Annotated in this window: 20 protein-coding genes; 12 read left to right on the forward strand and 8 right to left on the reverse strand. The window is 37.9% G+C overall.

The window, feature by feature from the left end; translation table 11 throughout:
- The first annotated feature begins 194 nt into the window (after positions 1-194).
- The 3 genes from holA (at position 195) to LQ227_RS19475 (ending at position 5,570) form a co-directional block, all read left to right on the forward strand.
- The gene (holA, locus tag LQ227_RS19465; protein WP_029275124.1) at positions 195-1,217 is read left to right on the forward strand and encodes a DNA polymerase III subunit delta; all 1,023 of its coding nucleotides are present in this window, start codon (positions 195-197) and stop codon (positions 1,215-1,217) included.
- Between the two features lie 134 nt (positions 1,218-1,351).
- Positions 1,352-3,610 carry a glycoside hydrolase family 95-like protein gene (locus tag LQ227_RS19470; RefSeq protein WP_230144862.1) on the forward strand — a complete coding sequence of 753 codons (2,259 nt, stop codon included), beginning with the start codon at positions 1,352-1,354 and terminating at the stop codon, positions 3,608-3,610.
- 448 nt (positions 3,611-4,058) lie between these two features.
- Positions 4,059-5,570: a sulfatase gene (locus LQ227_RS19475; protein ID WP_230150621.1), complete on the forward strand. Its 1,512-nt coding sequence runs from the start codon at positions 4,059-4,061 to the stop codon at positions 5,568-5,570.
- Between the two features lie 177 nt (positions 5,571-5,747).
- Here the strand turns inward: LQ227_RS19475 and LQ227_RS19480 are convergent, their stop codons facing one another.
- Positions 5,748-6,365: a class I SAM-dependent methyltransferase gene (locus tag LQ227_RS19480; protein WP_230144864.1), complete on the reverse strand. Its 618-nt coding sequence runs from the start codon at positions 6,363-6,365 to the stop codon at positions 5,748-5,750.
- Positions 6,366-6,523: 158 nt separating this feature from the next.
- On the opposite strand from LQ227_RS19480, the gene LQ227_RS19485 reads away from it, so the two are divergent.
- From LQ227_RS19485 to LQ227_RS19500, 4 genes are all read left to right on the forward strand, one after another.
- Positions 6,524-7,516 (forward strand): AraC family transcriptional regulator, encoded by a 993-nt coding sequence (locus tag LQ227_RS19485; RefSeq protein ID WP_230144865.1) that lies wholly within the window; start codon positions 6,524-6,526, stop codon positions 7,514-7,516.
- A 571-nt stretch (positions 7,517-8,087) separates the two neighbouring features.
- Positions 8,088-8,648: an RNA polymerase sigma factor gene (locus tag LQ227_RS19490; protein ID WP_230144866.1), complete on the forward strand. Its 561-nt coding sequence runs from the start codon at positions 8,088-8,090 to the stop codon at positions 8,646-8,648.
- Positions 8,629-8,898: a hypothetical protein gene (locus LQ227_RS19495; RefSeq protein WP_230150623.1), complete on the forward strand. Its 270-nt coding sequence runs from the start codon at positions 8,629-8,631 to the stop codon at positions 8,896-8,898. The genes LQ227_RS19490 and LQ227_RS19495 overlap by 20 nt, the downstream gene beginning before the upstream one ends.
- A gap of 78 nt (positions 8,899-8,976) precedes the next feature.
- Complete coding sequence (locus LQ227_RS19500) at positions 8,977-9,666, forward strand: ATP-dependent Clp protease proteolytic subunit (protein WP_230145369.1); 690 nt, start codon at positions 8,977-8,979, stop codon at positions 9,664-9,666.
- A 379-nt stretch (positions 9,667-10,045) separates the two neighbouring features.
- Here the strand turns inward: LQ227_RS19500 and LQ227_RS19505 are convergent, their stop codons facing one another.
- Entirely contained in the window at positions 10,046-10,582 is a 537-nt protein-coding gene (locus LQ227_RS19505) for a hypothetical protein (RefSeq protein ID WP_230144868.1), read from the reverse strand.
- A gap of 841 nt (positions 10,583-11,423) precedes the next feature.
- Here LQ227_RS19505 and LQ227_RS19510 point away from each other — a divergent pair.
- A complete protein-coding gene (locus tag LQ227_RS19510) occupies positions 11,424-11,831 on the forward strand; it encodes a helix-turn-helix domain-containing protein (RefSeq protein ID WP_230146663.1) in 408 nt (135 codons plus the stop codon).
- On the forward strand, positions 11,821-12,384 hold the full coding sequence (locus tag LQ227_RS19515) for a PIN domain-containing protein (protein WP_230144870.1): 564 nt from the start codon (positions 11,821-11,823) through the stop codon (positions 12,382-12,384). The genes LQ227_RS19510 and LQ227_RS19515 overlap by 11 nt, the downstream gene beginning before the upstream one ends.
- Positions 12,385-12,467: 83 nt before the next feature.
- On the opposite strand, the gene LQ227_RS19520 is transcribed toward LQ227_RS19515, so the two are convergent.
- From LQ227_RS19520 to LQ227_RS19535, 4 genes are all read right to left on the reverse strand, one after another.
- The gene (locus LQ227_RS19520) at positions 12,468-12,827 is read right to left on the reverse strand and encodes a ferredoxin (protein ID WP_230144871.1); all 360 of its coding nucleotides are present in this window, start codon (positions 12,825-12,827) and stop codon (positions 12,468-12,470) included.
- Positions 12,828-12,912: 85 nt separating this feature from the next.
- Complete coding sequence (locus LQ227_RS19525) at positions 12,913-13,623, reverse strand: hypothetical protein (RefSeq protein ID WP_230150625.1); 711 nt, start codon at positions 13,621-13,623, stop codon at positions 12,913-12,915.
- Between the two features lie 569 nt (positions 13,624-14,192).
- Positions 14,193-14,687 (reverse strand): hypothetical protein, encoded by a 495-nt coding sequence (locus tag LQ227_RS19530; protein WP_230150627.1) that lies wholly within the window; start codon positions 14,685-14,687, stop codon positions 14,193-14,195.
- Positions 14,688-14,838: 151 nt separating this feature from the next.
- Entirely contained in the window at positions 14,839-15,810 is a 972-nt protein-coding gene (locus LQ227_RS19535; RefSeq protein ID WP_230150629.1) for a hypothetical protein, read from the reverse strand.
- A gap of 238 nt (positions 15,811-16,048) precedes the next feature.
- Between LQ227_RS19535 and LQ227_RS19540 the strand changes: the two genes are divergently transcribed.
- The gene (locus LQ227_RS19540) at positions 16,049-17,380 is read left to right on the forward strand and encodes a PIN-like domain-containing protein (protein ID WP_230150631.1); all 1,332 of its coding nucleotides are present in this window, start codon (positions 16,049-16,051) and stop codon (positions 17,378-17,380) included.
- A gap of 287 nt (positions 17,381-17,667) precedes the next feature.
- On the opposite strand, the gene LQ227_RS19545 is transcribed toward LQ227_RS19540, so the two are convergent.
- On the reverse strand, positions 17,668-18,114 hold the full coding sequence (locus LQ227_RS19545) for a DUF2004 domain-containing protein (protein WP_230150633.1): 447 nt from the start codon (positions 18,112-18,114) through the stop codon (positions 17,668-17,670).
- A gap of 177 nt (positions 18,115-18,291) precedes the next feature.
- Here LQ227_RS19545 and LQ227_RS19550 point away from each other — a divergent pair, with 177 nt between their 5' ends.
- A complete protein-coding gene (locus LQ227_RS19550; RefSeq protein ID WP_029275089.1) occupies positions 18,292-18,696 on the forward strand; it encodes an EVE domain-containing protein in 405 nt (134 codons plus the stop codon).
- Positions 18,697-18,864: 168 nt separating this feature from the next.
- Here LQ227_RS19550 and LQ227_RS19555 read toward each other — a convergent pair whose 3' ends face one another.
- Entirely contained in the window at positions 18,865-19,053 is a 189-nt protein-coding gene (locus LQ227_RS19555) for a hypothetical protein (protein ID WP_230150635.1), read from the reverse strand.
- A 280-nt stretch (positions 19,054-19,333) separates the two neighbouring features.
- Here LQ227_RS19555 and LQ227_RS19560 point away from each other — a divergent pair, with 280 nt between their 5' ends.
- Positions 19,334-19,897 (forward strand): hypothetical protein, encoded by a 564-nt coding sequence (locus tag LQ227_RS19560; RefSeq protein WP_230150637.1) that lies wholly within the window; start codon positions 19,334-19,336, stop codon positions 19,895-19,897.
- Positions 19,898-20,388: the final 491 nt, after the last annotated feature.

Genomic DNA, 20,388 nt, shown 5'->3' on the forward strand with positions numbered 1-20,388 from the left:
TGCAATTGGCAGTTAACCATGCAACAATAAACAATTTATCAATTATTACGGCTTCAAAGTTAGTTTAATTTTAGATATGTAATCAAATCTCAAATCTAGTGTCTCATGTCTCACATCTAGTATTCAAATCTCACATCTCTTAAATTATAAACATTTATCCAAATCGTTAAACCTAAATCGTAATTTTACGGGCAATGACTGCTGCCGAAATTATTAAAGATATCAAAGCCCGAAAATTCAAACCTGTATACCTGTTACATGGAGAAGAATCTTATTATATCGATCAAGTAACAGATTATATTGAAGATAAGTTATTGAACGATGCCGAAAAAGGTTTCAATCAAACGGTTTTGTATGGTAAAGATACCGATATGGCTACGGTTTTGGGTGCTGCAAAGCGATACCCGATGATGTCGGATTATCAGGTGGTAATTGTTAAGGAAGCACAGGATTTAAAGTGGGGCAAAGAAGATTCGAGTAGTAAAGAGGGCGAATTTGTGCTCAATTATTTTGAAAAACCTTTGCCAAGTACCATTTTGGTATTGGCTTTTAAATATGCCAATTTCGATAAGCGTAAAAAAATCTACAAGGCCATTAATAAAAGTGGATTGATTTTTCAGTCAGATCCTGTACGCGATTATAAACTGGTACCCTGGATTGAAGAATTTATTAAAGATAAAGGTTACAAGATCGATCAGCAGGCATCGGCTTTAATGGCCGAATATTTAGGAACTGACCTTTCTAAAATTGCCAACGAGATCGAAAAATTAATGCTTAATGTTCCGAAAGAGACAACCATTAATACCGATCTGGTTCAGAAAAATATAGGCATTAGTAAAGAATATAATGTTTTCGAATTACAGAAAGCACTGGCCATCCGCGATGTGCTGAAATGCAATAAAATTATCAATTACTTCGCCAGCAACCCTAAAGCCAATCCAACAGTAATGGTTCTGGCCAATTTAGGTGGTTACTTTACTAAACTTCTAAAATACCATTATATCCCAAATAAGGCCGATGCGGCATCAGCGTTGGGCGTGCCTCCATTCTTTGTTAAAGATTATGAGGTAGCTGCAAGAAATTACAACACCGGAAAAGTTTTCCAGGTGATCGGTTTACTCCGCGAATACGATTTAAAAAGCAAAGGTTTAGATAGTACGGGAAATGTTGAAGATGGAGAACTCTTAAAAGAACTCGTTTTCAAAATTGTACACTAATCTTTTTTTCGCAATTGCCTGTTTTATATTACCCATCAAACGTTTGCGCAAATTTTAGCGGTTTTATTGTAATTTAATATCATTATTTTAGAAATTGATACGCTACCACAGGCGCTAACCATTTCTAAACACAAATGAAAACTAAAATCTTTTTACTGTTATTGCTTCAATGCATTGGGAGCTTTATTTATGCCCAATCATTAAAACCTTATAATCTTTCCTTTCCTAAACTCGCTAACAGGTGGGATGAAGCTATGCCCTTGGGAAATGGTATGTTAGGTGTTTTAATATGGAAAAAAAACAATAAACTACGTCTTTCTTTAGATCGTGCAGATCTGTGGGACGAACGTAAGTCGCTTGATATCTCGAAGCTTAATTTTAAATGGGTAGAAGAGCAGGTTCATCAAAATAACTACGCTGCCGTTCAAAAAATAGGCGATGAACCTTATGATAACAGTCCATATCCAACCAAATTGCCTGCAGCGGCAATGGAATTTGATATCGCTAAACTAGGTAAAGTAGTATCGAATGAATTGGATATCGAAACAGCCTTAAACACGGTAAAATTTGAAAATGGTACTGTTTTTAACTGTTACATTCATGCAAAGCGGCAACGGGGATATTTTAGTTTCGAAAATCTTAAATCTACGGCAATCGTGCCTAACTTGATTGTGCATAATTACGCCAATAATCTGATAGAAAAAGGCGATAATAGCCATGCAGGTGAGGGTTTGCAAAAACTGGGTTATGCAAAAGGAACAGTTACCAATACGATGAATAGTGTCCGTTATCGTCAGCCTACTTATGATGGACATTATTATGAAGTGTTGGTTAAATGGAAAACAATGGCTAATGGCAATGTAATCGGTTCCTGGACCATTAGTAATGATAAAGCTGCAAAATTACCTGGTATTTCTTCAACAGCGAAAGAGCCAACGGGCTGGGATGCTCATACCAAATGGTGGAAAGATTTCTGGAATAAATCGAATATCGCTGTACCGGATCAGCTTATTCAAAAACAATACTATTTAGAAATGTATAAATTAGGGTGTGTAGCCAGAAAGGGGGCACCTGCCATAACTTTACAAGCCGTTTGGACCGCCGATAACGGTAGCTTGCCACCCTGGAAAGGCGATTTCCACAATGATTTAAATACCCAATTGAGTTATTGGCCAACATATAGCGCTAACCATTTAGCTGAAGGTGCCACTTTTACAGATTGGCTATGGAAAATCAGAAAAAATAACCTTATTTATACCAAACAGTATTTTGGTGTTGAAGGCTTAAATGTTCCTGGTGTAGTTACTTTAAATGGCGATCCGATGGGCGGATGGATCCAGTATTCGCTTTCGCCAACTGTAAGCGCATGGACTTCGCAACATTTTTATTGGCAGTGGAAATATAGCATGGATGATAGGTTTCTTAAAAGGAGAGCCTATCCATATATTCATGAAGCTGCAACCTACCTGGAGAACATTACCAGGTTGAAAGAAGGCAAACGTTCACTGCCTTTAAGCTCTAGTCCTGAATTTAACGATAACAGTATTAAAGCCTGGTTCTTAAACTGGACCAACTATGATTTATCGTTAGCTAAATTTTTATTTAAAGCTGCGGCCGAAGTAAGCAAGGCAAAAGGCAAGACAGATGAAAGCAAACATTGGACGGAAATGCTGAATCAGTTACCGGGTTATGAAATAAATGAAACCGGTTTTACTATTGCCCCTGGATCTGATTTAACGAGCTCTCATAGGCATTTTTCGCAGTATATGGCCATATATCCGCTCGATTTATTGGATGTTAACAACAAGCAAGACAAAACCATTATTGATAATTCCTTAAAACGGTTAGAAGAAATTGGTACAAGGGCATGGTGTGGTTACTCTTTTAGCTGGATGGCCTCTTTATATGCAAGGGCTTACCAGGCCGATAAGGCGGTAAAACAACTGGAAATTTTTGCATCCAATTTCTGTTCGTCCAACAGTTTTCATTTAAATGGCGATCAAAAAGGAGGGCAGTATTCTGGTTTTACCTACCGCCCTTTTACTTTAGAAGGCAATTTTGCCTTTGCACAGGGTGTTCAGGAACTTTTATTGCAAAGCAGAAATGGTTATATACAGGCATTCCCAGCTGTACCACAAAGCTGGAAAGATGTAGCTTTTAATGATTTACGTGCTGAAGGCGGCTTTTTAGTAAGCGGGAATAAGGAAAACGGTGTGCCAACAAAAGTAAAAGTATATGCAGAAAAAGCGCGCGTACTTAGAATTAAACTGCCTTTTAAAACCTATGTAGTAAGAGATATACCTGCTGGAAGTGTAAAAATGGGCGATGATGGAATTGCCGAAGTGAGCCTGAAAAAACGGCAGACCATCGTTTTTGAAAATGGATATGAATAATATCCTTAACTAGAATGATGAATTAACCGCAAAGAACGCTAAGGGTTTCGCAAAGTAAGCAAAGGACTAAGCTGATGTTATTAAGCGTGAGGGATAGAAGCGAAAAGCCCACAGCGAGGCAACGAGCGAGGACTTGCAGCGCATAGCCCGACCCCTTGCTCAGCTTGGGGGCACGCCAAAATACACGATGCATCAGTATAAATTAAAGTATATTTTGTACCACACGTTACAGTACCTGGAGATGCAAAGAAGATCATTTTTAAGCAACATAACGATAAATTAATCATAACTGTTAGGGTAGATAGTAAATTCCGTTTTACCAAAGTATATAAAATAACAGGCATTTTGTAAATTTACGGGTATACGGCACGCATCATACCCAGCTTTAGCAAGAAGCTAAAAACGTTAATGATAAGCCTTTTATATACGATTCATATCAAAATCATCAATGAGAAAAATAATATTAATCACTGCGCTGCTATGCTGCAAAATAGGCTATGCCCAGCAAAAACCCAATATTGTAATCATCATTTCTGATGATCATGCTTTTCAGGCAATAAGCAGTTATGGTAGTAAATTAACGCAAACACCCAATATCGATCGTATTGCCCGGTCGGGGGTAACTTTTAACAAAGCTTATGTAACCAATTCTATTTGCGGACCAAGCAGGGCCGTTATATTAACAGGTTTGTATAGCCATAAAAATGGCTTTAAAGATAATGAAACCTCCCATTTTGATCATGGACAGGATAATTTTGCCAAACACCTTCAGTCTGGCGGATATCAAACCGCCTGGATAGGTAAGTTGCACTTGGGCGATAAACCTCAGGGATTTGATTATTACAGCATTCTGCCAGATCAGGGGCAGTATTACAACCCCGATTTTATCGGCATGGATGGTAAAACCGTGCATAAAGAAGGTTATGTAACCAATCTGATTGAAGATGCCTCCGAGCAGTGGTTAGATAATAGAGACCAATCGAAGCCGTTCTGTTTGGTTATTGGGCACAAAGCTACGCACCGCACCTGGCTTCCGGATACGGCTGATATGGGGAAATTTGATAAAGTGAAATTCCCTTTGCCTAAAAATTTTTACGACAATTATGTAAACCGGGAAGCGGCAAAAGCACAGGATATGACCATTGATAAAACCATGTTAATGGGCTACGACCTGAAAATGCTTTCTTATAGCAAAAATGGAGAGGGGAGCGTTAACCGCATGAACTTAGCACAAAGAGCAAGGTTCGATGCCTACTACAAGCCAATCGAAGCAGATTTAAAAAACGGGAATTTAACAGGCAAAGCTTTGGTAGAGTGGAAATATGAACGTTATATGCGCGATTATTTAAGCACAGCAGCATCGCTCGACCGGAATATTGGCCGTACGCTTGATTACCTTGAAAAACACAATCTTACCAAAAATACCATTGTAATCTACCTTTCAGATCAAGGTTTTTATTTAGGCGAGCATGGTTGGTTTGATAAACGTTTTATGTATGAAGAATCTTTCAGAACACCAATGATCATGCGTTACCCTGGGGTAATTAAGCCAGGAAGTCAAAACGGAACATTTGTAATGAATCTCGATCTTGCGCCAACCTTGCTTGACGCCGCAAAGCTTAAAATACCAAAAGCTATGCAAGGGAAATCGATGCTGCCTTTGTTTCAATCAAAAAAAGTAGCATTCAGGGATGCTATGTTTTATCATTATTATGAAAATGGTGAACATTCGGTATCTCCTCATTTTGGTGTTAGAACCGAACGATATAAATTAATCCGCTTTTACAAACGCGTGAATACCTGGGAATTGTACGATCTAAAAAATGATCCCTCAGAAGAAAATAATTTATATGGCAAAATAGGATATGCAGGTATTGTTGCGCAATTAAAAGGCAAATTAAACAAGCTTATCGATCAATATGACGACCAGGATGCCAAAAGTATTATGGCAGAACTTTAAATATCTGCTGAGGTTGTTGCCAATAATTTAATGTCGAAGGCCAATGCGCTATTGAGCGCATTTGGCTGTTTTGTGTTTTTATTGGCTATATATAGAGCCTTCAATAATGCAATTTTTCAAAATCCTGTGTCCAGTTTTTTAAGGAAAATGTTTTGTTAAATTTAACCAGATCATCCACTATTTCCGTCCAGACACTACGATAAACGGTTTGCTGATTTCCTTTCCGTTTTGATCCATTACCATTTCCATCATTTTTTTTACTTCGATATTCGCAAATCCCGATAGTTCGAAAAACGATTTTACTTCATCAATCTCATAAAATGTAAAATCGAGCTGTGTCCAGGGCAGGTCGCCACCAGAGTTTTTTTCAACAAAGGCAAGGTCCGTTTTTCCCCCTGGTTTTAACACACGGTAGCTTTCAGCTAAGTATTTTAGCGGATCCGGCCAAAAATAAATGGTATTCGCCGTAAAACAATAATCGAAGAAATTATCCTGAAAATTGAGTTTGTTATCCGTTGTTTTAATGAACTCTGCAGCGTTACCATCCGCCTTGTAAGTTAAAGAGGCTTCTTTCATCGCAGATTCAGTAGGGTAAGTACCAGAATAACTAATGTTTTTTGCTTTTTGAAACAAATAAGAGAGGTGTTCGGTGCCGGCTGGGCCGATTTCCAATACTTTTTCCTCCGCTTTTAACGGTAAATCTTGTAAGAGTTTAAAAATTAGGGTGTTTTTGGGTGGGAGAACGTCTGTTTTTTGATCTTGCGTTAATGTGTTCAGGTCTTCTTGCTCCTCCATGGTATCGTGATTAGTCTCTTGCGGTGCATTTCGCAATTGGGCAAAATTGAAAAATAGCAGGCGTACGCTTTTACATCAAAAGGATTTTCTTTTACAAAAAACCGAATTGTGGATAACGCCATTACTGTAGTTCGGCTTTTTTTGTGATAATTGCCTTTATGGGAATCAATGTTGGTAAGGATTATGGCGCCTGGAAAAAGGTAGGAGGCAGCTTTGGTGATCTTCCTGCCCGGGGAGGATTGGTAACAGAAAGAAAGGAGAAATACAGTTTTTCGTTTAGCGATGCCGAATTGGTACAGATCAATATCCCCGGTATTTACATCGTGTATGGCGATATCAGGTTTAAACAGCAACAGATGTATTTCAGGCCCACTTACGATGTCCCGGATATGGTTAAACTGCGTTTTACGCTCTCCGGCAATGGCACTATCTTTAACCGGGTAAATAACAAACAGTACATCTTTAATTCCAACCAGCAGAATATTATTTACATGCCTGAACTTGATGGTACAGGCGAATATGACACCCGCCATAACTACTGTTTTTTTGAGGTACATTTTGCTAAGGAGAAGTTTTTGCAACTGGCAGAACATTCCACCAAAGCATTGCAGGTTTTGGCAGATTATGCCGATACCGGTCGCTATACGGAACTGGCTGAACAAAACCTTCCTATTTCATGGGCCATGCAGCACTGCATCCGCGAAATTCTCGATTGTGGTTACCCCGAGGGCCTGAAACGTATGTTTATCGAATCGAAATGCATTGAACTGCTGGTACTCCAGGCCGAAGCTTTTGAACGTTCCATTAGCCAAAAACAGCCTGCAGTTTTACATTCTGCCTACGATAGGGATTGTCTTTATCAGGCAAGGGATTACCTTATTGCCAATATCCACCAGCCGCCATCGGTTGCAGAACTGGCTAAAGTATGTGGTATTAACGAATTTAAACTTAAACAGGGCTTTAAAGGACTGTTTGATAACAGCATATTCGGTTATTTGAGTGATTACAGGCTTAACCATGCAAAAGAGCTGCTGCTTGAGGGGCTATCCATAAAATCGGTGGCATTTATGCTTGGTTATTCATCTGTACAGCACTTCAGCAATGCTTTCAGAAAGAAATTTGCAGTTACGCCGGGTAAGTTGAAGGCTTAAGATGGGAATTGATTAATGTGGTACAGGGTGGATTCTTCTTCCGCTCTATGCCGCGGGGCATGGTACTTTGGAGCGCCAAAGTACCCAAAGCGCTTCGTCAATCCAGCAATGAGCCTTTTGCACAATCCTATGCGCATCAAAAAAACAGCGGCACTTCGTTTTGTGTTCAATATTTTTTAAAATTAAATCATCGCTATGAACACAAAACCACTGCGTTTCAGGTTTGTTAGTGCCAATTTACCTGAACTGCACCTGTTTTTTTGATTTCCCCGGCTCTTGGGATTGACGGGCGTGCTTCGGTGAGGGTTGAGTTATTTCAAAGCAAGCTAGCATAACGCCTAAACTTTCCTTAAAAGAGAATTGTCCACACAGTAGGATTTAATATTAAGATTGGGATTGACTGGCGTGCTTCGGTAAAGATTGTGTTTTTTCGAAGTAAGCTGGCATGAGGCTCCAAACAATTTTTACTATGTGAGTTTTCAAGATAGACTTAAGGCCCAAAAAAAATAATTGTTAATTTTAGGTGATATCTGTTCAAAAATAGCCACATACTGTATAAAGCATAGTAATCATGATAGCAACAGCCACTAAAGGGCAGCCCAGCCAGCGCGAAGCACTTTTTATGAAACTCTACAAAGAAGCTTTTCCTTTGGTGGCAAGGCACGTAAGTAAGATGGGAGGATCATTTGAGGAGGCGAAAGATATTTTTCAGGATGCGCTGGTGGTGTACTACGAGAAAGTACAGGTTTCGGGGCTGAGGCTGAAGTATCAGGAGAAAGCCTATTTATTTGGGATTGCCAAATATTTATGGATCAAACGTTATAAAGAAAGCGACAAGAATGTTTCCTTTAATCAGCTTGACCTTATTCTTAATGAAGAGATCGATTTGGCAGATATCGGATATGAGGAAGTTTCTTCGGGGAAACTGATGCATTTACTGGAGCAGGCCGGGCAGAAATGTATGCGGTTGCTCAGTGCTTTTTATTACGAAAAACTGGATATGGAAACACTCGCACAGCGCTTTGGCTTTTCGGGTGCACGTTCTGCAACCGCTCAGAAATTTAAATGCCTCGAAAAAGTAAAAGAAACAGTTAAAGCAAAATCCTTAAAATATGAAGACATCGTTGAATGAGCTCCGTTTGATAGAGCATTACCTGCTGTCGGACGATAAGGATGGAGAAAGTTTCCTGCTCGAAGCCAAAATGATCCTACAGCCTGATCTCAAGCAGCAGGTTTACTGGCAAGACAAAACCTATCAAATGGTGCGTAATTACGGCCGGAAGCAGCTGAAAAATGAAATCGAAAACATACACCAAACGTTGTTTAATACCGATGCGCACCAAAGCTTCAGGCAAAAGGTAATGCGTTTGTTCAGCAAATAAACAATCAATTTAATTTATCAATCATGCCCTATTATCGGGGTAGGGGCATTGTTATGCCTAAAATTTAAAATCAATATGATGGATATCAACAAAGAATTCCGCCTTTATGCGGTAAAACACCAGGGCTTAAACGGCCTTTATGTAGATCAGTATATGGGCAGAACAGCTGCTCATGCCATGCCTGTTGCCATGACGCCCTATATTACCGAAGAGCGCCAGCTGAATGTGGCACAGATGGATGTTTTTTCACGGTTAATGATGGACCGGATTATTTTTTTAGGGGAAGCCGTTGATGAGCGGAATGCAAATGTGATACAGGCACAATTGCTTTTTTTGCAGTCGGTTGATACCAAAAGCGACATCCAATTGTATATCAATTCGCCTGGTGGATCGGTGTATGCTGGCTTTGGTATTTATGATACCATGCAGTATATCGCGCCTGATGTGGCCACCATTTGTACTGGCATTGCACTTTCTATGGGTTCGGTATTGTTGTGCGCGGGAGCTGCCGGTAAACGTTCGGCCCTGCAGCACTCGAGGGTGATGATTCATCAAACTTCGGGTGGGGCAGAGGGAACCGCCATTGATATGGATATCAGGATCAGAGAGGTGTTAAAAGTCCAGTCGGATCTGTACCATATTTTGGCGAAACATAGCGGACAAAGTTATGAGCGAATAAATGAAATTGCCAGTCGCGATTATTGGATGACCGCCATTGAAGCAAAGGAATTTGGAATGATAGATGAGGTGTTAACGCGTGGGGAATAGGGTTTTGTTTGATTTGAAATGTGTATTAAACTTATCTCGTACAAGTCTTAGCGCCCCCTGGGCAAAGTATAGGCTTGACTTGTGTTTTAAACCATCAATTAAATCTCTGCTAAGCACAAGCCATCCAGCCCACTAGCGTAGGCGCTAAGACATGCGCTGGTAATGAACATAGTTTAACCACAGATAAAAAAGATGCACACAGATATAAAAATCCGTGTTTATCTGTGTACATCTGTGGTTAAAAACCCTAACTTAATAACATAGGGCTTGGGCTAGCAATGGTGTAACCACCCCGCCCCTTTGGGCACCTCTCCTAAATCAGGAGGGGAGTTTTCCCTCATAGCTGTATAAGGTAAATGGCCAATTAAACTTTTTACGTTTATAGTGTAGCTGCTAAACCGATAGTTTCATTATATTCATAACACTCAACAGCATTACACCAGGCATCGCAGTCTGACAGCCAATCATAAATCATTTTATAGGCAGCAGTAATTTCGGCAGAAAATTTTAAGGTTGCGCCTTCAAAATCATCCTCCTGAAAGATATAGGCATTTAATCCAACATATAATAGTTCAGATAGATGCTCTACATCAAATTGGCCAACAGCTTGTAGGTTATAACCCAGGTTTATGGCATAATGTTGAAAGGTTTCTTCATTGGCCAAAAGTTTTGTTTTGGTAAGCAGGCTGATGATATTGTTTACATCATAAAGGGCGTTGGCAATGGTAATGGGTTTGTGCTTGCCAGAGCGCGGATCGGGCCCGATAGCTGCGCTAAGCATTTCAGTAAGGAATTGATTCACATCAGATAAACCAATCATATCGAAATAGGCTTCAATCAGTTTCCGGAATGCTGTTACAGCTGCTACCTGATCTGGGAGCTGTGTGTTTGGGTTTTTACAATTGTTAGTCTGCATAACATTAAAATTAAAGTTCCTGGACGCTGCAGACTAACAAATAACTCTTTTCAGAGAAATTAGAAAATGCGTTTCTAAAACGCTCGTCCAGGAATATTTTTAAAATTTAATTGTGAAAATTGATCTCTCTTAGCTAGGTGAAAAAATATGTTATTTATTAATCTGCACCACTAAGATAAATACAATAAAATAATTAACGAAATCTTTTCGAATAATAACGCGTAAATGGAGGCAGTTCCATACTTGCAGCTAGTAGTTCTGTACTTGCAGTTGATAGTTCAGATGTTGCAGTCGATAGTTCAGGCTTTGCAGTCGGTAGTTCAGATGGCGCAGTTGATAGTTCAGGCTTTGCAGTCGGTAGTTCAGACCTTGCAGTCGACAGTTCAGGCTTTGCAGTCGGTAGTTCAGACCTTGCAGGCGATAGTTCAGACCTTGCAGTTCATAGTTCTGTACTTGCAGTTGATAGTTTTGAACTTGCAGTTTATAGTTCTATACTTTCAGTTCGCAGTTCTATACTTGCAGTTGATAGTTCAGACTTCGCGGTCGATAGTTCAGACTTTGCAGTTGGTAGTTCAGACTTTGCAAACCACTATTAGTTGTTCTTTGCTATAGTTAAATTTCATTTCTCCCTGTTTTTGTATTCTTAAGTTTTTACAGTTTTTGGGTTCGTAACTGTTAGTATGTATTTCTTCTTTCAAACTATTGGTCTATTTGGTTTGTTAGTTTTTTGTTTATTTTATTTATTTCGTTTATTTCGTTTGTTTTTTTGTTTAACTTCGTAGAAAATTGCAGCATGATTTCAACTGATCAAACACGCCGTCCTTCCAAAGCAGAGCAGAAGATGGCCATAGAATCTTTACCAGCTTTATCATCGATACTCTCCAACATCCATTCTGAACAGACTGAGATTGAGATTGAGGAGACGGGCGACCGAATTAAGATACCTGCCAGGGCTTTGGTATTTCTTGGCGATATTTTAAAGGCTATGGGTGAAGGTAAGCCTGTTTCTATAGTTCCGGTGGCAACAGAGGTAACTACCCAAAAGGCAGCCGAGATATTGGGATGTTCAAGACCATATTTAGTAAAATTACTAGAAGAGGGAGCTATTGAGTTTATCAAGGTGGGTAAGCACCGGAGGATAAAATTCGAGGATGTTGTGGCTTACAGGGAAAAAATGAAAGTGCAGCAGAAGAACAATATTATCGACATCATGGGCGCTGATGAGGAACTCGGATTGTATGATTCATAGTGTAAGGTTTAAGGCAGTACTGGATACCAATGTCATCTATCCAGTTGTGATCAGAGACCTGCTTTTCTGGTTTGCGCATTATGATCTTTATACGCCAAAGTGGGGTACTAATATTTTCTGTGAGTGGAAAGAAGTGATGCTCAGGCATGGCGTGGAAGAGAGCGAAGCTGAAAAGCGGGTGCAAAAGGCAAACCAGGCTTTCCCGGATGCTTTGGTGGGTAATTATGAAGGTCTTATTTCGCAGCTTCAGCTACCGGATGAGGATGACCGTCATGTGCTTGCGGCTGCAATTAAAACGAACGCAAATGTGATCGTTACTAATAACCTCAAGGATTTTCCAGAGGAATATCTGGACACTTTCGGTCTAAAGGCCAAAAGTGCCGATGATTTTCTTACCGATATTATCGATCTGAATCAGGAGCAGGCAATTAAGGCTTTCCGCGAGATGGTACTGAACCGGAAGAATCCTGCAATGGATGAATATCAAGTGCTGGAAAGCCTGCGTAGGAATGGACTTATCGATACTGCAAATTATTTGCATGCGCTATTGTAAAATCCTAGTAACATCCTTATTAATTAAAGCACAAGTCATCCGGCCCGCTTGCCAGGACACTAAGACTTGCGCTAGTAATGGAGTCATTCTAAATCCTCCAGTTTATAATCACATTCTGCTTCTAAACCTAAATCATAAAGTCTCTTAAGTAATCCTTTATCTTTACCGCCATATCTAATACCTGCAATACAAGACACTTGCATTGCATTAATTGCTCGGTCTAATTCGTCAGCAGTAGTAGGTTGTTTCTTAAAGTAGCAATGTCCATATTCAAGTTTAGAATGTTCTATTAAGTCTGGTGCTTCTGCTTCAGGTGCACCACAAGTAATACAAACCTGGTTCTCTACATAAAAATCTCCAATAGAATTTTCAGGATACCGTTCTGGTAACGGCATATCGTTATCTTTTATCTTTGTTGAAAATATCTTTTTCAGGAATTCCATTTAATATTATGATTTTTGTCACTGCCAAAACTTCCACCAAGGCTTATTCTCGTCAATCGTCTCTTGCTTCTGTTGTTTAAATTGTTCAAGTTCCTTTTTCATTTCGTCGTTTGAACTTATCTGTTATTTCAGTCCACCAATTTTTGGTTTCGCTATTCCCTATCACTCCTGTTGTTGTTTCTTTTAGCTTTTGTTTGTTGTCAGTTGTAGAAGGTATTATTCCAAAATTGCCTATTTTATCATTGTTTGCATAAACGGCGTCCCAACCACGTTTTCCGTTCGCTAAAAAATTTTCTAATTCTACAGCTTGATGAGTTGGAGTTAAGATTTCAAATTCGTCAAACCAAATTCTTATGTCTATATGCCTGTTACCTCCTTCTTGGAACAGGTCAATTGTGTTTGTTAAGCCACTTTCATTTCCTGATGAATAATCAAAACTTAGCCTATCTTTCCAAGTGTCAAAATCATTGTCGCCACAGTTGATAAAGTCCCATCCGTAAATTGAAAGTTCTTCAAAACATTGAACTATTTCTGAAATTTTTTCTGGCTCAAATTTTTCAACTTCTGCTGTTTTGTTGTCCCAATGTCCGTTTCGGTATGAAGCTGCAAATCGTCCAATCGATTTAAAGATAAACAAGACTCGGTTGTCTTGGGGAACATTGCCGTCCTTGGCGATAGCAACCAATGAAAATGAACAGGCTACCAAGTTTTTCTCTCTGTCAAATTCAACTCCAAGTAATGTTGCTTCATTGAGTGAAAGTCCAATTCTATGCCTTAATTCCTCATCTATTTTCATTTGTCAGGGTTCGGTTGTTCTAAAAATGGTGCATCGCTCCTAAATATACACATCTAGCGCAAGTCTTAGCGCCCAAGCTGGTGCGAGCTTGAAGCTCGTATCCAAATTAAATCAATTTCTAATAAGCCCTTTTCTCCAGAAAAATCTATTGCACTACTATACTTCAAATGGTAATCTTCTGTTATAAACCTGCATCAACTGCTTTTGTTGTGAATATATTATGCCTCGAAAATTATGAAAGTTTGGGATTGCGACTTTCTAAATTTTAGAATTTATATTAGTACGAGTTAAAAACTCGCACTAGCACAAGCATCGCTCCTAAATATACGCATCCAGCGTAAGTCTTAGCGCGCCTGGGTCAAGTATAGGCCCGACTTGTGTTAAAAATCCGTCAATTAAATCTCTGCTAAGCACAAGTCATCCAACCCACTAGCATAGACGCTAAGACTTGCGCTAGTAATGGACCGCTGGAATTACGAGCTCTTTGATAAAAGTAGTGAATTGTTGTAATATATTACACACATGGTCGTGTAAGCCTCCGAGGGTTTAATACTGTACACGTGCGGGATTTAATGAATAAAAACTTCGTAAGGCGTATTGGCATTTAAAGCAAGTTCTAATACAACTTTTAAACGACCTAAAAAAGCAACAATTGAGCTTGGTATATCAAAATAAAATTCATCATCATTTAATCCCAATGCAATTAAATAACCAGGATTAGTATAGAAAAGTTTATAAAAATTATCTCTACCACCATATTTTTCAATTAGATTCAAAGTTTCATTATTAAGTGCTGGTATAAGTTCATTATCTATAAAAATAATAGTCTCGCGTATCTCTTTAGGGATAAAATGTACTTCCAAATCGTCAATTGCATCTAAATCCCCTTCAGGCAAATCATGTTCAACCCTATAATTCCATTCAGATATGGTAGCATTAAAAAAAATTTCGGCTTTCGTTGAATTTAATTGTTTAGCATAGTACATCATTAAAGCATAAGTACCAAAATCTACATCTTTGTATACATCGCCGTGTGTAAATTCTACCTTTCTTGTCCTGCCCATGTTATTTTAATTTATTTTTAAATGAATGATATAAACTTTCAAATAAAGCTTCTTTGGTTGTTCCTAAGGTTTCAGGATCAAATTTAGAAAAATCAGCTATGCTATAGGAATCTTTTATTTTCAATTTGAAAATAGATGGATCAATTAATCATTAGTAGAAGTATTTAATACGATTATTTGCTTCATAGAATAGAGAATGGTTTATTTTAGTGTGGTCCCTTTGTTGGTCAATTTTATACAGTGTTCTTATTTCATAGCCAATTTGCTGGTTTAACTCATTAAGTTGTTTCTGTTTCCACCAAACCATATAATAATCGGCATCTTGGCTGAAAATCATGTATTCCTTATCCAAAACAAATTTTGCTGGCGCATGGTTAAAATAGTCCACAATTAGATCTCTTAAGGTATTAGGTAAATTAAATGGATCTATGCAACTTAATTCGTTATTAAAGCTTTTGCCAAGTTCCATACTATTAAATTTTGGCATATAATGTCTGGAAATAATGTGTACATAGCTGTATGGATTTATTACAAAACTTTTTCCCATTTCATCAACCTGTACCCAGTTTTGTTTATTGTTCTTGAAAAAGGACTTTGTTATAAAGTATTTGTAAAAAGCCGCTACTTTTTGCTCTAATATTCGACGTTCATACAACCTGCGTCCGAAATAGAGTTGTTTAAATTGATCGCTAAGAATTTTCAATTTTCTATGATATTCAATTCTGACTTCATGTAGGTAGATGTTACTAGAAACTGTACGTAGCTTTATATCCCAGTTTGCAAGTAATTCATTAAATTTTAGTCTGTCCCTTAAAATTTCCTCGACAGTTAAATCTCTATGGCCAATGGAAACGGGCTTTAGGAAGTCGAGATTATCTAAATAAACAAGCACTAGCCTTTTAAATAGTGCTTCACCTAGAAAATCAAATTGATATACGTCATGAGCTGGCTTGGTGACATCCTTATCTAAATAAAGATGGTTTAAAAAAGAGCAAATAAATTCGCATTCATGCGGGAGTAGCTTTTTAGTCTCTCCTCGTAAAATCTTGGTCAAGTATCTACTGACTGCGATGCTGTGAGCATTGTCATCAAGATTTTGGAAGTCATTTTTTGAATATATCAAGGATTGAAAGCTTAATTTTAAAAATAAAAATACAGAATTGTATGGATTTTAGAGAAATAACCACCTGATTTTAATTCCATCATTCAACTGCTTTTAAAATCAAGGTTCAAGAACACCTTGAATAACTTGTCTTAGTGATATATGCTTAAAACTTACCAAAATATCTAGTGGATAAATGCAAAATTTGAATTCTTCAAATGAACTTCCCTATATTGCAAGGGCTAATTAGCGCAATCACATGGTTAGACTAAAAGATAAAATTGAATTGACGGTATCCTATTTATCCAAACAAGGAATCAATAACCTCAAAGTCTATAAAAAAGTACTGGACGAATATAAAGCAGGTCAAGAAAAGGCACAAACTTTAGCTGATGATCTACCTATATTTGTAGATACGAATGTGTTATTAAACTACTATGAAGTTTCTTTTTCAGCTAGGGAGAAGATAATGCAATTTTTTGAGAAATACAAAGCTAGAATTGTATTGAGTGCCCAGGTACAATTCGAATTTATAAAGAACCGCGAAAAAATCATTCATTCATTTCAGACTGCAGTCACCGAACAGCTGCCAAGGGATTTCCAATCGAATGTAATAAATAAGTTCCAACACTTTCAAAACGAGAACAAAAAGAAACTGGAGGATTATAGCGCCATTCAGAAAGAGTTAAGTAAAATCGAAAAAGGGATTAAGGAACTCAACGAAAAAATCTGTAAGGAAATTGAAGATAAAAAAGGAATTGCAAATAAATTAGTTTTAGAAGATAAATTCTTAGATATCGTCGCAAGGTTGCAGGTTGTTGATCCTTTTGACCCTACTCTTATCATCAAAATCAAAGAAGATTACGATAAGCTGAAGAAAGGATATTCTCCAGATAGAGACAACGCCACAGAAAACTACTCGATGAATGTGTTCCCTGGTTGCGCAGAAAAAGGTAAAGAGGATCCTACGGGAGATTACATTGTTTTCCATGAAATGATGCTTTACTCTAAAAACAAAAAAAAAGATATCATCTTCCTGACCAATGATACCACAAAAGGAGATTGGATCAGAAAAGACGGCACCCAACATTTACATTACTTGGAAAACTTTAACGAAAATACTGATCAGATGATTTACATTTTAAATTCTGACCGTGTATTAACTGACCTATTTGAAAATACTTCTTTTGAATCACTTGTCCCAAAATATGAAGGACCTGGTAATGTTTGGGAAATGGAAATGTCTATAGCAAAATCCCATATCTTACTGGACTACTTGAATACTCATCCGACTTTTAATACACTACCTGTTCAAGAGACCATTCCTCCGGTTTTGATTAAGGAACTTAAAAATAATGGTTATAGTACCTTGGGCGATATTGAAGGAGTATTAATAGAAATAGAAGAATTCCTTCCAATAGTCGCCTTTTCCCATAATGGGAGTAGATTGGGGTTGCTCAGAAAATTTCTCAAAACATTTAATAAAAGTTACACTGATATCTTACGAAGAAATCCTCCAGTTTCATCTTTTCAAACGATAGCTAATAATATAATGAGTTCAGATTCAGATAATGTAAACAATAGCGAGTAATCTTCCACTAAAGTTGGATTACATCAAATCAACTAATCACTTCTGCTAGAGCTGTGCTTGTGCTCTAGCTAATTAAGTCCACATTTAGCAAAAGTCTTAGTGCCTCTAGCCAGAGTATAGATCTGACTTGTGCTAGATAAATCAGTCAATTTAATCTCTGCTAAGCAGAAGTCATCCAGTCCACTTGCTTAAACGCTAAGACTTGCGCTAGTAATGGATGGAGGCAATAGGTATTTAGCTTTCCATTGTTAAATATTCCAGTTGCCCGTTTTCATCAGTATTTACAACTACAACTGATCTGTTATATCTTTTCCAATTGAATAGTCAAAAACCGCGAAGTTATTTTCACTATCGGGATAAAGTCCAACTCTAACTAATTTCAATTTTGACAAAAGTTGCTGTTCAGGTTCTATTATCGTGTCGTCAAAGTTTACAAGTTTTGTAAGTTCTTCTTTATCAACTTCCTCAAGATGGTGTTCTAAGTAAAATTTTACTGTGTCGCCATCTTCGTCATTATAGTCATTGAGAATATATGTCTTATTCAACTTGTCAAATTCTTCAAGTTTTTCAATGAAATTTTTTACTTTGTCTAGTATTAATGTGTTAATGGTTTTGTGATCAAAATTAAGGTCTATTTGAATTTCATTTCCATTTAATTCAATATCAACATCATAATATTCTTCGAAGTTTTCTGTCCGTAAAATTCCGAAATATGGTAAAGTGTAATCTGCCATTTCTGTTATTTTGTGATTGTTAATTTATGTCCACAAGATATTGATTTTCATTGAAATGATATTTTCGAAAAACTAATCAATTTTTGATAATTGAAAACTCATTCTCTCCAACCTATTTCCTAATCCATTCCCTTTTCTTAGTTTTGAGGATAAAATAATCGAAATAATACAATTAGCATGAACCATTGGTTAGTAAAATCAGAGCCTTTTAAATACAGTTGGGAAAAATTTAATCAGGATGGCCGTACCTTTTGGGATGGTGTTCGTAATTATCAGGCCAGAAATAACCTAAAAGCGATGCAGGAAGGAGATTTAGTGCTTTTTTATCATAGTAACGAAGGTAAAAATGTGGTGGGGATTGCAAAAGTAGTAAGGGAGTTTTATCAGGATCCAACTACCGATGATGCCAACTGGGTAGTGGTTGATTTATCACCTGTAGAAAGCCTGAAAAATCCGGTTTCTTTAGAGCAGATCAAAGCAGAACCCAGTTTGGTTGATATTTCATTGGTTAGACAAGGTCGTTTATCGGTAATGCCATTAAAAGCGGAAGAATTTGATAAGATTCTAGAAATGGGAGCTTAGTCCAAAGTCTAGAGTCGGTAGTCTTTAGTCGATTTGCGAGTTCGAATTCAGTTAACCGATTTAAATAATTAACCCGTTACTCATTAATCAGTGAAGTTGGTTTATTTGATAAATTGTCATCCTGAGGGTTAACTTATTGTATAAAAAATCAATGTGAGTGAAGTATAATTAATTTCTTTGCCATACCCCACGGTCTTGCCTCGGCTCACCGCCGCCGAAGGGCTCTTTCTTTTTTGTGTCAAAAAGACCAGCGTAGCTAGCTTGAATGCCATTGAAAACATAAAAGCCCATGAAAAAACAAAAAACACCGGTTGAAAATTTATTCATTTGTTGTTTGTAACTTTTAGTTGCATTCATGAGGGCTTCGCCGTTTTCTTTTGAAGCCAGTTGTTAGGCCAGAACAGTGCAGCCCGAAAAATTTGTTAGGCCGGATTTAGTGGAACGAAGATACAGTGCTTTGGCTTAGCTGGGTGGAAGTTCATACGGTACACACAAAGCTTATTAAAAACAACATTATTGGTAGCATAGTCCAAGCCTCCATTGGAATGTATTAAAAGCATTTCGACTCCGCTCACCGTGACAGAATGTTAAATATTAAAATATTGTATTAAATTTAACTGTCTCTTAATACCTCAACATGAAAACCATCTATTTTACACTCCTCTTTTTCTTTTCCCTAAGCTTAGCAATGGCTCAAAGCATAAAACCTTACATCGCCATTCTTAAAACCGAAAATGGCAAATACAAAGGGATTTTATATAAAGTTGATTCGGCAAATGCGATCCTAAATCATGATGGCGAATTTATTAAGGTTCCGATTAATGAAATTAAAACCGTGCAGATCAGGACGATTAAAAAGGGCTATGAAGGAATGAGCTTTATTAAAATAGGTGAAGATCGGGCGGAAGAGTATAAAATGAATACAGCTGGTAAAATGGTTGATAAATGGGGCAAGGAAGAGCCGGGTCTGAGGGAAGACGCGGCAGCAACTGCATTCTCTGTGGTTTTTACCGCAATGGCAAATGCTGTTGCACTGCCTATTCATGCCATTAATCCGAATCTGGCACGTTTTAACTTTAATAAAATAGATAGAAATAAGTTAAACGAACTCAGTTATTATTCCATTTACTACCAGGCCAATCCAAATGTGCTGGCCGAGCTGAACCAGCTAAAAAGCATTTCATCTTCGTTTAAACCTTAGGGGTTGGGCGTTTGGAGTGGATTAACAGATTATTAATAACTCTAAACACAAATATTCATTTTTCCGCTCTATGCCGCGGGGGCATGGTACTTTGGAGCGCCAAAGTACCCAAAGCGCTTTGTCAATCCAGCAATGGGCTTTTTGCACAATCCTACACACATCAAAAAAACAGCGGCACTTCGTTTTGTGTTCAATACTTATTAAAGTTTTAAATTCTCGTTTATGAACACAAAACCACTGCGTTTTAGGTTTGGTAGTGCCATTTGGGCTATTCTGCAACTGTTTTTTTGATTCTCCTGGCCCTTGGGATTGACGGCGTTCTTCGGTAAAGCCTGTAATTTATTAAAGCAAGCTAGCAAAACGTATAAAAAACTAAACCGAAAGATGTGTCTACACAAAAGGAAAAGTTGTGGACAGGCTGGCTTGCTCAATTCTAGCGTCGCATCCGATAGCTATCGATGACGGAACTGGCTATGAACCAATGATCAGGT

The organism is Pedobacter sp. Bi27 (assembly GCF_918698255.1).
Lineage (GTDB): Bacteria > Bacteroidota > Bacteroidia > Sphingobacteriales > Sphingobacteriaceae > Pedobacter.